This window comes from Coriobacteriaceae bacterium (assembly GCA_025992705.1).
In the GTDB taxonomy this organism is placed as follows: domain Bacteria; phylum Actinomycetota; class Coriobacteriia; order Coriobacteriales; family QAMH01; genus QAMH01.
Genome location: DAJPGJ010000001.1, coordinates 236,080 through 250,365, shown reverse-complemented (window position 1 = coordinate 250,365; position 14,286 = coordinate 236,080). Strand labels below are relative to the sequence as shown.

14 protein-coding genes are annotated in these 14,286 nt (G+C 59.8%); 9 read left to right on the top strand and 5 right to left on the bottom strand.

The window, feature by feature from the left end; all coding sequences use genetic code 11:
* The first annotated feature begins 7 nt into the window (after nt 1-7).
* The 9 genes from rlmKL (at nt 8) to OIM11_01090 (ending at nt 10,619) form a co-directional block, all read left to right on the top strand.
* On the top strand, nt 8-2,248 hold the full coding sequence (gene rlmKL / locus OIM11_01130; GenBank protein ID HJI99753.1) for a bifunctional 23S rRNA (guanine(2069)-N(7))-methyltransferase RlmK/23S rRNA (guanine(2445)-N(2))-methyltransferase RlmL: 2,241 nt from the start codon (nt 8-10) through the stop codon (nt 2,246-2,248).
* 313 nt (nt 2,249-2,561) lie between these two features.
* Complete coding sequence (locus tag OIM11_01125; GenBank protein ID HJI99752.1) at nt 2,562-3,563, top strand: transporter substrate-binding domain-containing protein; 1,002 nt, start codon at nt 2,562-2,564, stop codon at nt 3,561-3,563.
* Between the two features lie 31 nt (nt 3,564-3,594).
* Nucleotides 3,595-4,170, top strand: a complete 576-nt coding sequence (gene raiA / locus OIM11_01120; GenBank protein HJI99751.1) for a ribosome-associated translation inhibitor RaiA — start codon at nt 3,595-3,597, stop codon at nt 4,168-4,170.
* Between the two features lie 161 nt (nt 4,171-4,331).
* Nucleotides 4,332-5,414 carry a 3-phosphoserine/phosphohydroxythreonine transaminase gene (gene serC / locus OIM11_01115; GenBank protein ID HJI99750.1) on the top strand — a complete coding sequence of 361 codons (1,083 nt, stop codon included), beginning with the start codon at nt 4,332-4,334 and terminating at the stop codon, nt 5,412-5,414.
* Between the two features lie 428 nt (nt 5,415-5,842).
* Nucleotides 5,843-6,817 carry a hypothetical protein gene (locus OIM11_01110; protein HJI99749.1) on the top strand — a complete coding sequence of 325 codons (975 nt, stop codon included), beginning with the start codon at nt 5,843-5,845 and terminating at the stop codon, nt 6,815-6,817.
* A 120-nt stretch (nt 6,818-6,937) separates the two neighbouring features.
* Nucleotides 6,938-7,837, top strand: a complete 900-nt coding sequence (locus tag OIM11_01105; protein HJI99748.1) for a sulfite exporter TauE/SafE family protein — start codon at nt 6,938-6,940, stop codon at nt 7,835-7,837.
* Nucleotides 7,838-8,060: 223 nt separating this feature from the next.
* The gene (gene ilvB, locus OIM11_01100; protein HJI99747.1) at nt 8,061-9,779 is read left to right on the top strand and encodes a biosynthetic-type acetolactate synthase large subunit; all 1,719 of its coding nucleotides are present in this window, start codon (nt 8,061-8,063) and stop codon (nt 9,777-9,779) included.
* Between the two features lie 2 nt (nt 9,780-9,781).
* Nucleotides 9,782-10,255 carry an acetolactate synthase small subunit gene (gene ilvN, locus OIM11_01095; protein HJI99746.1) on the top strand — a complete coding sequence of 158 codons (474 nt, stop codon included), beginning with the start codon at nt 9,782-9,784 and terminating at the stop codon, nt 10,253-10,255.
* A gap of 157 nt (nt 10,256-10,412) precedes the next feature.
* Nucleotides 10,413-10,619 (top strand): hypothetical protein, encoded by a 207-nt coding sequence (locus OIM11_01090; GenBank protein ID HJI99745.1) that lies wholly within the window; start codon nt 10,413-10,415, stop codon nt 10,617-10,619.
* Here OIM11_01090 and OIM11_01085 read toward each other — a convergent pair.
* The 5 genes from OIM11_01085 to OIM11_01065 form a co-directional block, all read right to left on the bottom strand.
* Nucleotides 10,616-11,320 carry a TetR/AcrR family transcriptional regulator gene (locus OIM11_01085; GenBank protein HJI99744.1) on the bottom strand — a complete coding sequence of 235 codons (705 nt, stop codon included), beginning with the start codon at nt 11,318-11,320 and terminating at the stop codon, nt 10,616-10,618. The genes OIM11_01090 and OIM11_01085 overlap by 4 nt on opposite strands.
* A 364-nt stretch (nt 11,321-11,684) precedes the next feature.
* Nucleotides 11,685-11,915 carry a DUF4332 domain-containing protein gene (locus OIM11_01080; protein ID HJI99743.1) on the bottom strand — a complete coding sequence of 77 codons (231 nt, stop codon included), beginning with the start codon at nt 11,913-11,915 and terminating at the stop codon, nt 11,685-11,687.
* An 81-nt stretch (nt 11,916-11,996) separates the two neighbouring features.
* Nucleotides 11,997-12,611, bottom strand: coding sequence for a hypothetical protein (locus OIM11_01075; protein HJI99742.1), 615 nt, complete (start codon nt 12,609-12,611; stop codon nt 11,997-11,999).
* A 25-nt stretch (nt 12,612-12,636) separates the two neighbouring features.
* On the bottom strand, nt 12,637-13,608 hold the full coding sequence (locus OIM11_01070) for a molybdopterin-dependent oxidoreductase (protein ID HJI99741.1): 972 nt from the start codon (nt 13,606-13,608) through the stop codon (nt 12,637-12,639).
* Nucleotides 13,493-14,236, bottom strand: a complete 744-nt coding sequence (locus tag OIM11_01065) for a molybdopterin-dependent oxidoreductase (protein HJI99740.1) — start codon at nt 14,234-14,236, stop codon at nt 13,493-13,495. Before OIM11_01065 ends, OIM11_01070 begins: the two co-directional genes overlap by 116 nt.
* Nucleotides 14,237-14,286 lie beyond the last annotated feature (50 nt).

Genomic DNA, 14,286 nt, shown 5'->3' with positions numbered 1-14,286 from the left:
ACTTTCCATGGAGTTGTTCGCGACTTGCGGCACGGGCCTTGAGGCGATTCTCGGCCAGGAGCTGCGCGGCCTTGGGATGGACGAGGTTCGCCCCCTCACGGGCGGTGTCGCGTTCTCGGCAGATCTTGAACAGGCCTATACCGCGCTGTTATGGTCGCGCGTCGCGAGCCGCATCCTGCTGGTGCTCGAACGCGTCGAGGCAACGGACTCCGATAGCCTTTATGCGGGCGTGCGTGGCATTGCCTGGGAGGATGTCGTTGCCCCCGGCGCGACGATTGCCGTGAACGCCCGTGGCACCAACGACCAGCTGCGTGACACGCGCTATACGGCGCTGCGCGTGAAGGATGCCGTCTGCGACCGCCTGCGCGATGAGCGCGGCGAACGTCCCGATGTCGACGCGCAACACCCCGACCTGCTCATTCAGGTAAACCTTCACGCTAGGCGAGCGACCGTCTACATCGATCTCTCGGGCACCTCGCTTGAGAATCGCGGGTACCGCGATGCCGCACGGAGCAACTCGCCTCTCATACACGAAACGCTCGCTGCCGCCATGCTCCTCGCGGCGGATTGGCCCGCGCGCGCAAGGCGCGGCGAGATACTCGTTGATAGCATGTGCGCCGCGGGCACCCTCGTCATCGAAGCGGCTCTGATAGCGGGTGATGTGGCGCCGGGTATCACACGCTCTACCTGGGGATTCTCGGGGTGGTGTGGCCATGACGAAGGGTTGTGGGAGACCATCCTCGACGCTGCTGACGCGCGTGCCCAAGCAGGGACGCGCGAGGTTGTGATATACGCGACAGAGGCCCGCGAGCGCGAGATGGCGTGCGCACGGGCCCGAGCAAAGGCTGCGGCTATCGTTCCGCTCATCGAGTTTCTACCGAGCCGAGATGCGCTTGCCAACGCCATCATGCGCCGTGCCGACGCCCGGGGCTTGTTCGCGAGCTGCCTCTTCGTCAGCACGGAGTGCCTCGAGGCGACCCTGCCCGCGCGCTACGCGCAGCTTGCCGGCGAATTGCTTGACGCCAAACCGCTTGAGGCAGCTGTCATGCTCGTGGAGGGCCAAGATGCCGATGCCTATCTAGGCAGGGAGCGCACGCGGGGCTATAGCTGCATGAACGGGTCCGCTCCCTGCGACATCGCGCTCTTCGACCTGCGCGGTGACGCATCCCGTGCTGCACAGGTGAGCGTGCGTGACAGGCAGCTCGCCGTCTACGACGCAAGCGCGCAGCAGTTCGCCGACCGTCTCAACAAGGTCTTCAAGCAGCGTCGCAAATGGGCGAGCAAGAACGGTATTTCGGCCTATCGCATCTACGATGCGGATTTGCCCGACTACAACATGGCCATCGACCTCTATGAGGGGGCGGGCAAGGATGTGGGCAGGCGCCTCGTGCACGTCGCCGAGTATGCGCCACCCAAGAGCATCGATGCGACCAAGGCGGCACGGCGCATGACCGATGCCCTCAACATCGCAAGTGTCGTGCTCGATGTTTCCGCAGATGACATCTTCGTGAAGCGTCGCGTGCGTGCCAAGGGCGGCTCGCAATACGCGAAGGGTACTGGGACAAGGGGACAGGTCGTTTGTCCCACGAACCCCAGTGGGACAAACGACCTGTCCCCTTGTCCCAGCCTCATCACGCAGGAGAACGGCCTGCTCTTCGAGGTCGATCTTGCGAGTTATCTGGACACGGGCCTGTTCCTCGACCATCGTGACACACGCGAACTTGTCGGCAAGCTTGCCGCGGGCAAGAGCTTCCTCAACCTCTTTGCCTACACTTGCACGGCAAGTGTCTATGCCGCTGCCCATGGGGCGAAGTTCACGACGAGTGTAGACCTCTCGAACACCTACCTGCAATGGGGCGAGCGCAACATGGAACTTAACGGCCTCATGAATGGCCATCAGGAGTTCGTGCGTGCCGATTGCGTCGAATGGGTCCAGCAAACGCGTCACACGAAAATGCGCTGGGACCTCATCTTCGTCGATCCGCCCACCTTCTCGAACTCCGCGAAGATGCGCACGCGCGGCTGGGACGTGCAACGCGACCATGCCGAGCTGCTCATCGGTGTGAGCCGCCTGCTAAGCCGTGGCGGTGCTGCGGTGTTCTCGTGTAATCTGCGTGGATTCAAGCTTGACCGCGGGACGATCGAACGTGCGGGCGTGCAGGTCGTTGACATCACCGACAAGACGATACCGTTGGATTTCGAGCGACATGCCCAGGTCCACCATTGTTTTGTTTTGCGGAGAATCTAGACCGCGCGATTATCTGCTGCGTGATACACTAGAGCCGCTCCTCCCAAGTCTGTGGTTGCGAGCTGGTAAAACAGCTCTAGTCCAAGGCAGATGCGGTCGAAAGGATCCACGTAAGCGGGCAGGGTTTCCTGCACGTGAGCATGGCGCATCTTAGGGGTAAGACGTACCGTCCGTTATGGTCACATACGGTGGCCCGGGCGAGAAAATGAGTAGTGAGATAGTATCAGGCAAAAGTTTCTGTATGCGAGTGTGGGGTCAAAAACCAGGTCAGTTGGGAGGAGCACTTTCACTGGCCCATGAAAAACGGAGCAAGATGTTCGCAAAGCAAATCAAACACAAGACAATAGCCTCGATCATCATGGCGCTTGCCGTGTGCATGCTTGCCGTGGTCGGGCTGTCCGCGTGCCAGCTTCAAACCAAGACGCAGGTTGAGAGCAATCTCACGCCCAAGCTGGATGCTTCGGCAACCATCACCGAGGGCGTGCTCACCGTGGGCATCAACACGAGCAACTCACCGTATGGCGGCACCAATTCGAGCAATCAGACCGTCGGTATTGATGTCGACGTTGCTGCGGCCGTCGCCCAGGAGCTCGGCTTGCGCATGCAGATCATCGATGTCGGGTCGAGTGGTCGCTTCGCGCTCAGCAACAAGCAGGTCGATGTTGCTCTCGGGCTCACCAAGTCCGGCACGGGCGACCTCGTTACCTACAGCGATCCATATCTGACGGACGGCCTCTCGCTGTTTTGCCTGAGCACCAACCGTCCCGTCTCCATCGAGGATGTCGCAGCGCAGACGGCTGCTGGCACCGCCAAGGTGCTCGTCCAGGCCGAGACCACTGCTGCGAGCAAAATGCAGGAGCTTCTCGGCATCGACAAGATCGTCGCCATGCCCACCATGCAGGCGGCATTTGACGCGCTCAACAACGGCGAGCAGAAGTTCCTGGTGACCGACGCAGTCATCGGCGATTACTTTGCGCGCAACTACGAGAGCGTCATCCGCATGGGATTCCTGGGCGCAGATTGCGTCACGCCCATCTACGCCGTGACGCTCACGCAGAGCTCCGCGCTTTCGAGTGGCGTTAACACCGCCATCAAGACGATCAACGAAAACGGCGTCATGCGTGTCATCGCAACCAAGTGGCTTGGTACCGATGGCGATACGCTTCTTGCAGGAAAGACCGATCTGGCGACGCTGCCAGCCAAGGCATTTGGCATCGGCGTGTCAGCAGAACCGGATAATCCCGAGGAACCCAACCCCGATACGCCGGAAACCCCAGGTGAGGAGGATACGGGCGCGCAATCCGGCGACGAGTAGAACGAACAACCCACGATCAAGGAGGTCTATCATGGCTATCACAGTTTCGGGACGAAAGATGAACGTCACTCCCGCTATCAAGGACTACGTTGACGAAAAGATCGGGCGCTCGCTCGAGGTATTCGACAGTGCTGCCATGGACGCGGAGGTCGTCCTGCGTACCGAGAAGAACCCGGCCATTTCGCTCAACGCCATTTGCGAGGTCACGGTCAATGCCAAGGGCGCCGTCATTCGCGTGGCCGAGTCCGCCGAGGACATGTACGCGGCCATCGACCTGGCATCCGACAAGGTTGCCCGTCAGCTGCGCAAGTACAAGACGAGGATCGTGGAGCGCCGTGGCGGCAGGGGTAGCATCCGCCATCTCCAGCCCGACGAGCTGGACATCCCCGATGTCATCCCGACCGAGCCCGAGGAAGACGACGACTTGCTCGTGCGTCTGAAGGAAGTCGAGATGGAGCCTATGACCGAGGAGCATGCACTCGTGCAGACCGACCTGCTTGGCCATGACTTCTTCGTCTACTTCGACCAGGACGCGCATCAGATCCAGGTCATCTACCATCGCAAGAATGGCGGTTACGGCATCATCAGGCCGATCATCAACGCATAGGCAATAAGACACGTCATCGTTTTGAGCAAGGGGTCGGGCGCTGCCCGGCCCCTTTGTCGTAGCACATTGGCTACTCTGTGCTTTTTGCACATGGTCGTGTTTATCGAAGTGCTAGTATGTGCAGATTATCAACTGTAGTTGGACGAAAGGAACATCAACCCATGGCACGCGTGTACAATTTTTCCGCCGGTCCGGCGGTTCTCCCCGAGGAGGTTCTGAAGCAAGCGGCGAGCGAGATGCTCGATTACGAGGGCACCGGCATGTCCGTCATGGAGATGAGCCATCGTTCGGCTGCGTTCACGAAGATCATCACCGAGGCCGAGCAAGACCTGCGTGAGCTGTTGTCCATTCCGGACAACTACAAGGTGCTCTTCCTGCAGGGTGGTGACTCCCTGCTCTTCGCATCGGTGTTCATGAACCTCGCCACCAACGGCAAGGCCGACTACATCGTCACCGGCGGTTGGTCCAAGAAGGCATACAAGGAGGCCCAGATCCTCGGTGATCCCAAGCTGTTGGTCAACGGCGAGGGCGACAACTTCTCGTGGATTCCCGACCTCTCCGACCTTGACATTCGCGATGATGCATCCTTCGTCTACATTTGCGAAAATGAGACTGTCTATGGCAATCGCATCTACACGCTGCCCAACACCAAGGGTCACGTGCTCGTGTCCGACCAGAGCTCCATGTTCCTTTCCGAGCCGGTCGACGTGAGCAAGTACGGCCTCATCCACGCCGGCGTGCAGAAGAACTGCGGCCCTGCCGGCGTGCAGATCGTCATCGTGCGCGAGGACCTCATCCCCGACGACCTTCCCGGCGTGCCCACCATGCTTCGTTTCAAGACGCATGCGGACAGCGGCAGCCTCTACAACACGCCGCCGAGCTACGGCATCTACATGTGCGGCCTCGTGTTCAAGTGGATCAAGGAGCTGGGTGGTCTCGAGGTCATGAAAGAGCGCAACGAGGCCAAGGCCAAGCTTCTCTACGATTACCTCGACGCGAGTGATCTTTTCTCGAGCACGGTCAATCCCAAGGACCGCTCCATCATGAACGTACCGTTCATCACGGGCGACGAGGACCTCGACAAGAAGTTCATCGCCGAGGCGACCGCTGCCGGTCTGGCCAACATCAAGGGTCATCGCAGCGTGGGTGGCATGCGCGCGAGCATCTACAACGCCATGCCCATCGAGGGCGTGCAGGCGCTCGTCGACTTCATGCGCGAGTTCGAGGCGGCCAACAACAAGTAGGGGCAAACGCGCAACTTGACGCATCGGAAGGGCGCCCGCATTATGCGAGCGCCCTTGTCATTCCGGGCGAAGCAACGATGCCCCCCCCCTGTCATTCCGAGCGAAGCGACCGAAGGTCGCGAAGTCGAGGAATCTCTCCTGCCGCCTCTCGACTCTGCGGTCGCTTCGCTCGAAATGACAGTGACTGCTCCCCTTTTGATGGGACGGGATTGTTCGCGAACGCCTCTTTTGCAGTTGTGAAGCGGATATGTAGGGAATGTGACGGCTTTTGAGCATATTGCTAGCTTACGCTACAGTTATATCCCGCATGCACGTAAACGAAGCGTAAATGAGGTTATTTCTTGCTGCAACATGCACTCAACCGAGGCATCATTCTCGCGCTTTCATCTTTGTTGGCGCTTGTGATTTGTCTTGCCAGCGGCGGGTTTGTGCAGACATCCCTCGCAGATGAAGAAGCTGAGGCTCTCGAGGCACAAGTCAAGTCCAGTGCCGATGCCTATAACGACGCCATCTCGCGCCAGGAAGAGCTAACGGCCGAGATAGCGACACTCGATGCGCGTATAGCGGAGCTCGAAGCAAAGCTTCCCGCCCAGCGCGAGCGTTCTGACGAGAGCATACGAGCGCTCTACAAGTACGAGTACGATTCATCGAGCGTGCTCATGATGCTGCTCGAGTCAACGAGCGTCACCGACATGCTTGCGATTGTCGATTCGTACAATTGGATCATCGAGTACAACACGACGGAGATCCAAAGCGCCATCCAAATGGAGTCCGAGCTCAAGAATGCTCGAGAGAAGCTCGCAAACGACAAGGCGAATGTCGACAAGGCCGCCCAGGATGCGCTCGATTCGCTGCAACAAGCCCGCGAGGCCCGCGAGCGCGTGGCGGCTCGTGCTGCCGCTGCTCAGGCTGCCGAGCAACAGGCAAGCCAGTACGTCATCAATTCGGATTCGGCGAGCGCCGACGAGAAACAAGCCGCGAGTGTGGCGAGCAATGCGGCATCATCGGCCAGCGCCTCGCATGTGGGCTGGTCGGCGGATAAGTCCGACTTCGTGAGCGACTGGGCACCGCGCATCGATGCGTACCTTTCGGGCTCGCCCATGGCGGGTACGGGCGAGTACTACGCAGCGGCTGCTTGGGATAATGGCGTTGACCCGCGTTGGGCGCCGGCGATTTCGTATGTGGAGAGCAGCAAAGGCGCCGTCTGCTTCCGCTCGCACAACGCCTGGGGTTACGGTAGTTACAGCTTTGGCTCATGGGAAGAGGGCATCAACAGAGTCGTTTCCGCACTCGGAGGCTCGCTGTACGGCGGCTATCTCACGCGTGAGGCTGCTGCTACGTATTGCCCCTCGAATCCCGGACATTGGTACAACAGCTGCGCCGAGCAAATGGCCCAGATCTAGTAGGCAGATGGAGTGGAGGGGATGTGTCAGGGGGTCAGACCCCTTGGCACATGGATCCATGTGCCAAGGGGTCTGACCCCCTGACACATCCGTCTTCGGCATTCGCTTATCATGTAGCCCATGGAAATCATCATCACATCTATCGTGCTCATCCTTGTCGGCATTGGCATCGGCGTGCTTTCCGGAATGCTCGGCATTGGCGGCGGCACCATCATGGTTCCCGTTCTGCGATTGGGCTATGGGCTCGATGCCTTCATGGCCACGGCGACCTCGCTCTTTGCGATTATCCCGATCTCGCTTGCAGGAGCTATCACGCACATCCGCGCACGGGGTTGCTTTCCCAAGCTGGGGCTACTCCTGGGCATTGCTGGTGCGGTTACCTCGTCGGCAGGTGTGTACCTGGGGTCGATTTCCCCTTCATGGCTCATCATGCTGGCCGCTGCCATCATCATCGTCTACTCCGCCTTCACCATGTTGCGAAAGGCGCTGCGCATGGGAAAGAGGGGGACAGACCCTTCCGCCGCAAGTGGGCAAAAGGGGACAGACCCCGCAACGCCGGACCCCGCAACGCCGACTGGCAATAAGGGGACGGACCCTTACGGTGCGTTCGAAGCTGAGCAGACATCTCCCTGCGCATTTGCGTTCACGCGCAAAAACGTCGCGCTTGCGGTGGTGATAGGCCTCATAGCCGGGTTCGCTTCGGGCTATGTGGGCGTGGGCGGCGGCTTCATCATGGTTCCGCTCATGACGGCATGGCTCGGCATTCCCATGAAGCGCACCTCGGGCACGTCGCTCATCGCCATCATCATCCTCGCCATCCCCGGCGTCATCCAGCAGGCCTTCCTCGGTCACATCGACTACCTTGCGGGCATCATGCTGTGCGTGGGTGCCATTCCCGGTGCCGTGCTCGGCGCTCGTCTCGTACCGCGGGTACCCGAGCGCACGCTGCGTTTCATCTTCGCCGGCCTGCTTGCCGTGGCGGCTGTGATGCTCGTGATAAACGAGTTCAGCCTGCTGTAATGTCATTTCGATCGAAATGGCGAGATTTCTCCACTGCGCCGCCTATCGGCGGCTCCGATCGAAATGACAAGGGGAGGGCAATCGGGCTTCAGTCGAGATGACAAGGGCACGCCACGCATCCCCGGTCGAAACTGGGACAAATGACCTGTCCATTTGTCCCACACGCTATAATACGTAAATTACGCTATCAAAGCCCAATGACGAGGGAAATGACGATACAGCGATGAGCAAACACAACGAAACGAAGATGAGCGGCGCGCAGTGCCTCATAAAGGCGCTAGAAGATGCCGGCGTCGAATTCGTCTTCGGCTACCCTGGTGGCCATGCGCTCGACATCTACGACGCGCTTTACGATAGCGAGAAGCTCAATCACATTCTCGTGCGCCACGAGCAGGGTGCGGTGCATGCCGCCGATGGCTACGCGCGCGCAACCGGCAGGGCCGGCACCGTCATTGTCACGAGCGGTCCCGGTGCTACCAACACGGTTACGGGCATCGCGACGGCGTACATGGACTCCATCCCGCTCGTCGTCATCACCGGTCAGGTTCCCACCGACGCGCTGGGCAGCGATGCGTTCCAAGAGTCGGACATGACGGGCATCACGCTTCCCATCGTGAAGCACAGCTATCTCGTCAAGGACGCGGCCGACATCCCCGCGACCATCGCCCAGGCATATCACATCGCCTCGACTGGGCGTCCGGGCCCCGTGGTCATCGACATTCCAAGCAACCTCGCGCGTGAGCTCGACGTTGCGTATAGCTATCCCGCCGAGGTCAAACTCCAGTCGTACAAGCCCACGTACAAGGGCAACAGCAAGCAGGTGAAGCAGGCGGCGCGCGCAATCGAGAAGGCGAAGCGCCCCGTCATCTACGCGGGAGGCGGTGTCATCGCCTCGGGAGCGACGGCCGAGCTCACGCAGCTTGCCGAGTCGATGCAGATTCCCGTCGCGACGACGCTCACCGGCAAAGGGGGCTTTCCCGAGGACAGTCCGCTCAACCTGGGGATGCTGGGAATGTACGGGCTTCCGGCGGCAAACGAGGCGATGCACGAGAGCGACCTCGTGCTTGCCGTGGGCACGCGCTTCGCAAACCGTTCGACGGGTGACGCGCAGGGATTCGCGCCGCACGCGCACGTGATACACATCGACATCGATCCCGCCGAAATAGGCAAGAACCATCACGCCGACATCCCCATCGTGGGCGACGTGAAGACGGTGCTCACCGCTCTCGTCGAGGAGCTGCACAAGAACGATGCGCAGCCGCAGACTTCCGCATGGCTCGAGAGCATCGCACGATGGAAGCGGGAAAAGCCCCATCGCAACATGCGTGGCGAGGGCACGATTCGTCCCGAGCAGGTGATGATGGTGCTGGACGAGCTCACGAAAGACCGCGACACCATTCTCACCACCGACGTGGGGCAGCACCAGATGTGGGCAAGCCAGCTCTTCCACACCACGAGGCCGCGCACCTTCGTGTCGAGTGGTGGTGCGGGGACGATGGGATTCGGGCTTCCGGCGGCAATGGGTGCTCAGCTCGGCATGCCCGATAGCCGCGTCATCTGCATCACGGGCGATGGCTCCATCCAGATGAACATTCAGGAGATGGCGACGATTCACGAGAACGGGCTGCCGGTCAAGGTGCTGCTCCTCGACAACAGTTGCCTGGGAATGGTGCGCCAGATGCAAGAGCAGTTCCACGATAGGCGATACAGCCAGACCCTGTTCACCGGAAATCCCGATTTCGTCGCGCTCGCCCGTGCCTACGGATGGAGCGCACGCAAGGTCGAGAGCCCGTCGGAACTCGAGGCGGCAATGCGGCAGTGGCTCGCAAGCGAGGGGCCGGCGCTGCTGTGGATTCCCATCGCGAGTGACGAGGACGTATACCCCAAGGACGCATGCGATGGCTCGGCCAAGGGCGTGTCAGACCTGCGAGACGAGGAGTAGCCATGTCACGCATTCTTTCCGTGTGGGTGGACAACAAACCGGGCGTGCTTGCCCGCATCGCCGGTCTTATCGCGCGCCGTGGCTTCAACATCGAGTCCCTCGCCGTCAGCATCACCGAGGAGGACGTGCGCAGTCGCGTGACGATGGTGGTCGATGCCGATGAGCGCATCGTCGAGCAGGTGACAAAGCAGCTTCACAAGCTCATCAACGTGTACAAGGTGACCGATCTCACCGACAAGGATCACATCGAACGCGAGCTCGTACTCTTCAAGGTGAGCGCCGAGCCCGAGAAGCGCGGCGAGATCATCGAGCTTGCAGGGCTCTTCGGCGCGCGTGTCGATGGCGGGGCGGCCGATTCGCTCATCATCGAGCTCACGGACACCGCCGAAAGGATCGAGGCGTTCGAGGCGCTCCTCGGCCCCTATGGCATCAAAGAGATGATCCGCACCGGCAAGGTCGCGCTAGCAACCGACTAGCCGTCATGCCTCCCTGTCATTTCGAGCGAAGCGAAGCGGAGTCGAGAAATCCCCCCCCCTCACATAATCGTCATGTTGCCCAGGGCATGATGCGACCAAGAAAGGTATCCTTAAGAGAAGGGGGAACGACCCCTCCCCGCGAGGAAAGGAGCTCGGCATGTGCATCCCCTGCGTCATGTGCGGAGCTTGCATGGGACTGCAAGAGGGCGACCCTGCCCAGCATGAGCATGTCTGCCCGGAATGCGGCGTTCAAGTTGCAGAATCCGATATCAGCTGCCCCGCCTGCCACACGTTCCTTCCGCACAATGCAAGAGCGCGGGCAATCGCAGCAGCAGGTGACACCGTTGATGCGTTCAATCGCTAGTGCTCGCTTGGACCCAAGTGCTTGGCTATCATCAGCTGCAATGACTCGTGTATGACGTTCTCGAAGGGAGCAATGTCGTGCATGCTCCTGTTGAAGCCCGTGTCATGGATTCTTGTGATAACACGCGAGATAAAGGACCCGGTGAAGAACTCCGCAAGAAAGTCGATAGCGGCGCTTTCCTCCATCTTGCTCTTGATCGTCGGCGCGTCGATTCCTCCGCGCAGCTCAAGTTCACGGTCTATCAGGTAGAGCACGTCCTCTCTCAGGCAGGGAGTGTAAATCTGGTGCAGGTAGCTATCCAAGCTGTCGCCGCCTACGTGCGAAAACACCTGACGGTAGTAGTCGCGGTGCTTCTCGAGGCTGCGTGAGAACACCTCGAAGAACATGGTGTTGTCAATCGTGCCGTTTTGCTGAAAGTGCCTCGCATAGAAGGGTAGACCGGCCAGATGCTCGTCGTCGCCGGTAGCGTCGAACACAAGCTCGTGTGTGGGAAAGTAGCGCTCGAGCTCGCATGCGATGTCATAGCGAAAGAGCCATCTCACCAGCGCGTTCTTGTCTTCGAAGTGATAGTAAAAGGTCTTGCGATTCTTGCCTGCCTTCTCAACGATCTGTCCGACCGTAACCTTGTCAGGATGCTGCGCCGTCGCAAGCTTTACGAATGCCGTGGCAAAGCGTAGCTTGGCTTCATATCTATCCTGCACCATGACATCCCTCGCTTATTCGCTTGTCGCGTCTTCCTCGTTTTTCACAGGCGCGCGAAAGCTCCTGCTGCATGCCTGCCGCAGAAGCCTTCGCGCTCGTTACGTTTGTCAGCTGGTGGGCCAAATCCTCACCAGACAGAAACTTACTCTGGTGCTCCCGGTGCCTTTGGCGCTGTGGGGTTGGGAGCAGGCGCCGGTGTCGCAGCGGCCGGAGCGGGATCTCCCATTTGTGCACCACATTCGGGGCAGGTGCCGTCCGGATTAGGCTCGACGACCATATAGCAGCTCCGGCATACGACTTCTCCTGCATCCACTTCAGGTGGTCTGAAACACATGTTTCTCTTTCCTCCTATCTGAGCAGAAGCTACTCGTCATCATCATCCCAGGAGCAGTCCATCATGAGAATGAAGTTTCCCGCGATGGAAGAGAGCTCCTCTAGGCGGAAACTTTCGATACCCGTCTTGCCTGCTAGTTCGGTGCGGCTATCAGGGTGCTTGGCCACCTCATAGAAGGCCTCCACGGTTTCGATTCCCTCGCCCTTTACGGCTTCGATTTCCTGGTCGGTGATTCCAAAGAGCTTTGACACATCAGCCATCTTGTTCTCCTCTCGCGCTCGAGGCTCAAACGCGCGCCGTCCCATGCGAGAGACGGCGCGCTTGTTGCTAGCGTCTTGACGCTAGTCGATACCGCATTCCTCGGGGGCACATTTGTATACCTTTACGGCAACGCCGGTTTGCTGCCAAGAGCCCATGAGCTGGTCCAGGCTTTCCGGATCATCATCGAGGATGACATTGGCGCTGGACTTGAACACGCCGCCGAGGTTTGGCAGGGCCATGTCCTGCTCGGGGAACCACCAGTCGTGCTGGACGCTGATGACCCTCGGGTCGACAATCGAGGTCTTTCGGGCACGCTGCTTGATGCGGCCCATGTGGGTTTCGATCCAACACCAGTCACCATCTGCGATATCAAGGTCGATTGCGGTGTCCGGGTGGATATCGAAGATCGGCTCCGGATGCAAATCACGATAGGGGCCGGGCTGCCTGTGCTCGGAATGATAGAACGGCATGAAGCGAGCGCCGGTGATGGCGATGAGCGGGTATTCATCGCCCCATTCGGGATGCTTTTCGTTGCTCAGGCCGGGGTACTCGAAGTGAGGCAACGGGTCGAAGGGGCGCCCCGTCTCTTCTGCGAGTTTTTCGATAACCGAAGACTTGAGCTCGACCTTGCCGGAGGGAGTGAGGAACTTGTAGCCAGGCTCCTTGTACTTGAGGTACTTCTTCTTGCCGGCCATGTACTTCACGTCGTTGTAGAACTGCTCAAAACGTCATGCCCATGGGCGCGAGCTGGAAGTCAAGCATGTCCTCCGTCTTGGGACCCCACCACTTGTCTTCTTGGCCGAGACGAATTGCCAGGCCGTACCAGAATTCGTAGTCGTCACGGAAGTCAACGTCAGCTCCGCCTTCGAAACGGTCGATGACGCGGGCCTGTGCGCCAAAGTACATGGGACGATGGTTCATGACGGCATAGCAGTTATCGGGTCTCTCAAGCCAGGTGGCCGCAGGCAGCGCGTAATCCGCAAGTGCGGCGGTCGGGGTCATGAAGTAGTCGTGGACCACGAGCAGATCGAGGTTCTTGAGCGCCTCGACTACCAGCTTGGTGTTGGAGAACGCCACGACGGGGTTGTCTGCCTGAACGATGAGCGCCTTGATGGGATACGGGTCGCCCGAAATCATCTGGCGGAACATCAGCGGCGCGTTGGAGTAGGGATAGAACGATGGGTAGGCTTGGGAGATGATGTCCCAGCCCTTGAAGGTCAGGCCGGGGAAGACGTCGTTTCCGACCATCTTGTCGCGCTGCTCCTGGGGCAAGGCGTAGTGCTCGAAGAACGCCGGTGGGAAGCGAGACGGAGGAGCAAGTTGGTCTCCGCCCTTCTTGTCCAGGTTGCCAGTAATGGCGCGTAGGATGGCCTTGGCCTGGATGGTGGAGGAAGCGTTGATGCCGGAGGCATCTCCGCCCTTCTGGCCCCAGGGCATGGATGCCGATTCAGCGGTTGCGTACATGCGTGCCGCCGCGCGGATCTTCTCTTCGGGGACCCAGGTGATTTTGGCAACTTTGTCGACGGGATATTCGGCGGCGCGCTCCTTGAGCTCCTCGAAGCCGATGCACCATTCGTCAACAAATTCGTGATCGTAGAGGTCTTCCTCGATGATGACGTTGATCATGCCAAGCGCCAGCGCGGCGTCGGTGCCGGGGCGCAGCTGCAGGAACAGGTCGGCTTGCTGTGCCACCTCGCTGAAGCGCGGGTCGATGCACAGAATCTTGGCGCCGTTTTTCTCGCGGTTCTTCTGCACCCAGTCCCCACAGCAGAGGCTCTGAGGCGATGGTGTTGCGACCCCACATGACTACGACGTCGGCATTGACCCAGTCCGCCTTGTCGGAGCAGAAGCCGCCGTAGGTGCAAGGCTCGAGCCACATGTCGGAGCTGTAGCAGATGGTGCCGTTGCCTCCCGTGTTGGGGGTGCCAAACAGGTTGGTGAACTTGTAGTGTAGCCAGCTCCAGGTACGGGCCGTGCCCTCCGTGAAGGCCAGGGTTTCAGCACCGTATTTGTCGCGCAGATCGGCGAGCTTCTCTGCGATCTCGTCAAAAGCCTGGTCCCAGGAAATCTCTTCCCATTGACCGCTGCCGCGTTCGCCTATGCGCTTAAGAGGCTTTTTCAGGCGGTTGGGATTGTAGACGAACCCTTCCAGGTAGCGCTGCTTGTCCAGGCGCGAACAGGTAAATCCATGATTGTGGGGGCAATCCGGATCTCCCTTAATGTCGGTGATGCGGCCATTGACCTTGGTTACCAGCACGCCGCAGCGGACATGACAGAAAAAGCAACCGGCTCGCAGGACCTCTACCTTGTCTTCAGCCATTTCGATCCTCCTCTTGTCTTCTCATTTCTCGTGGGGCCCCAGTTCTCGCG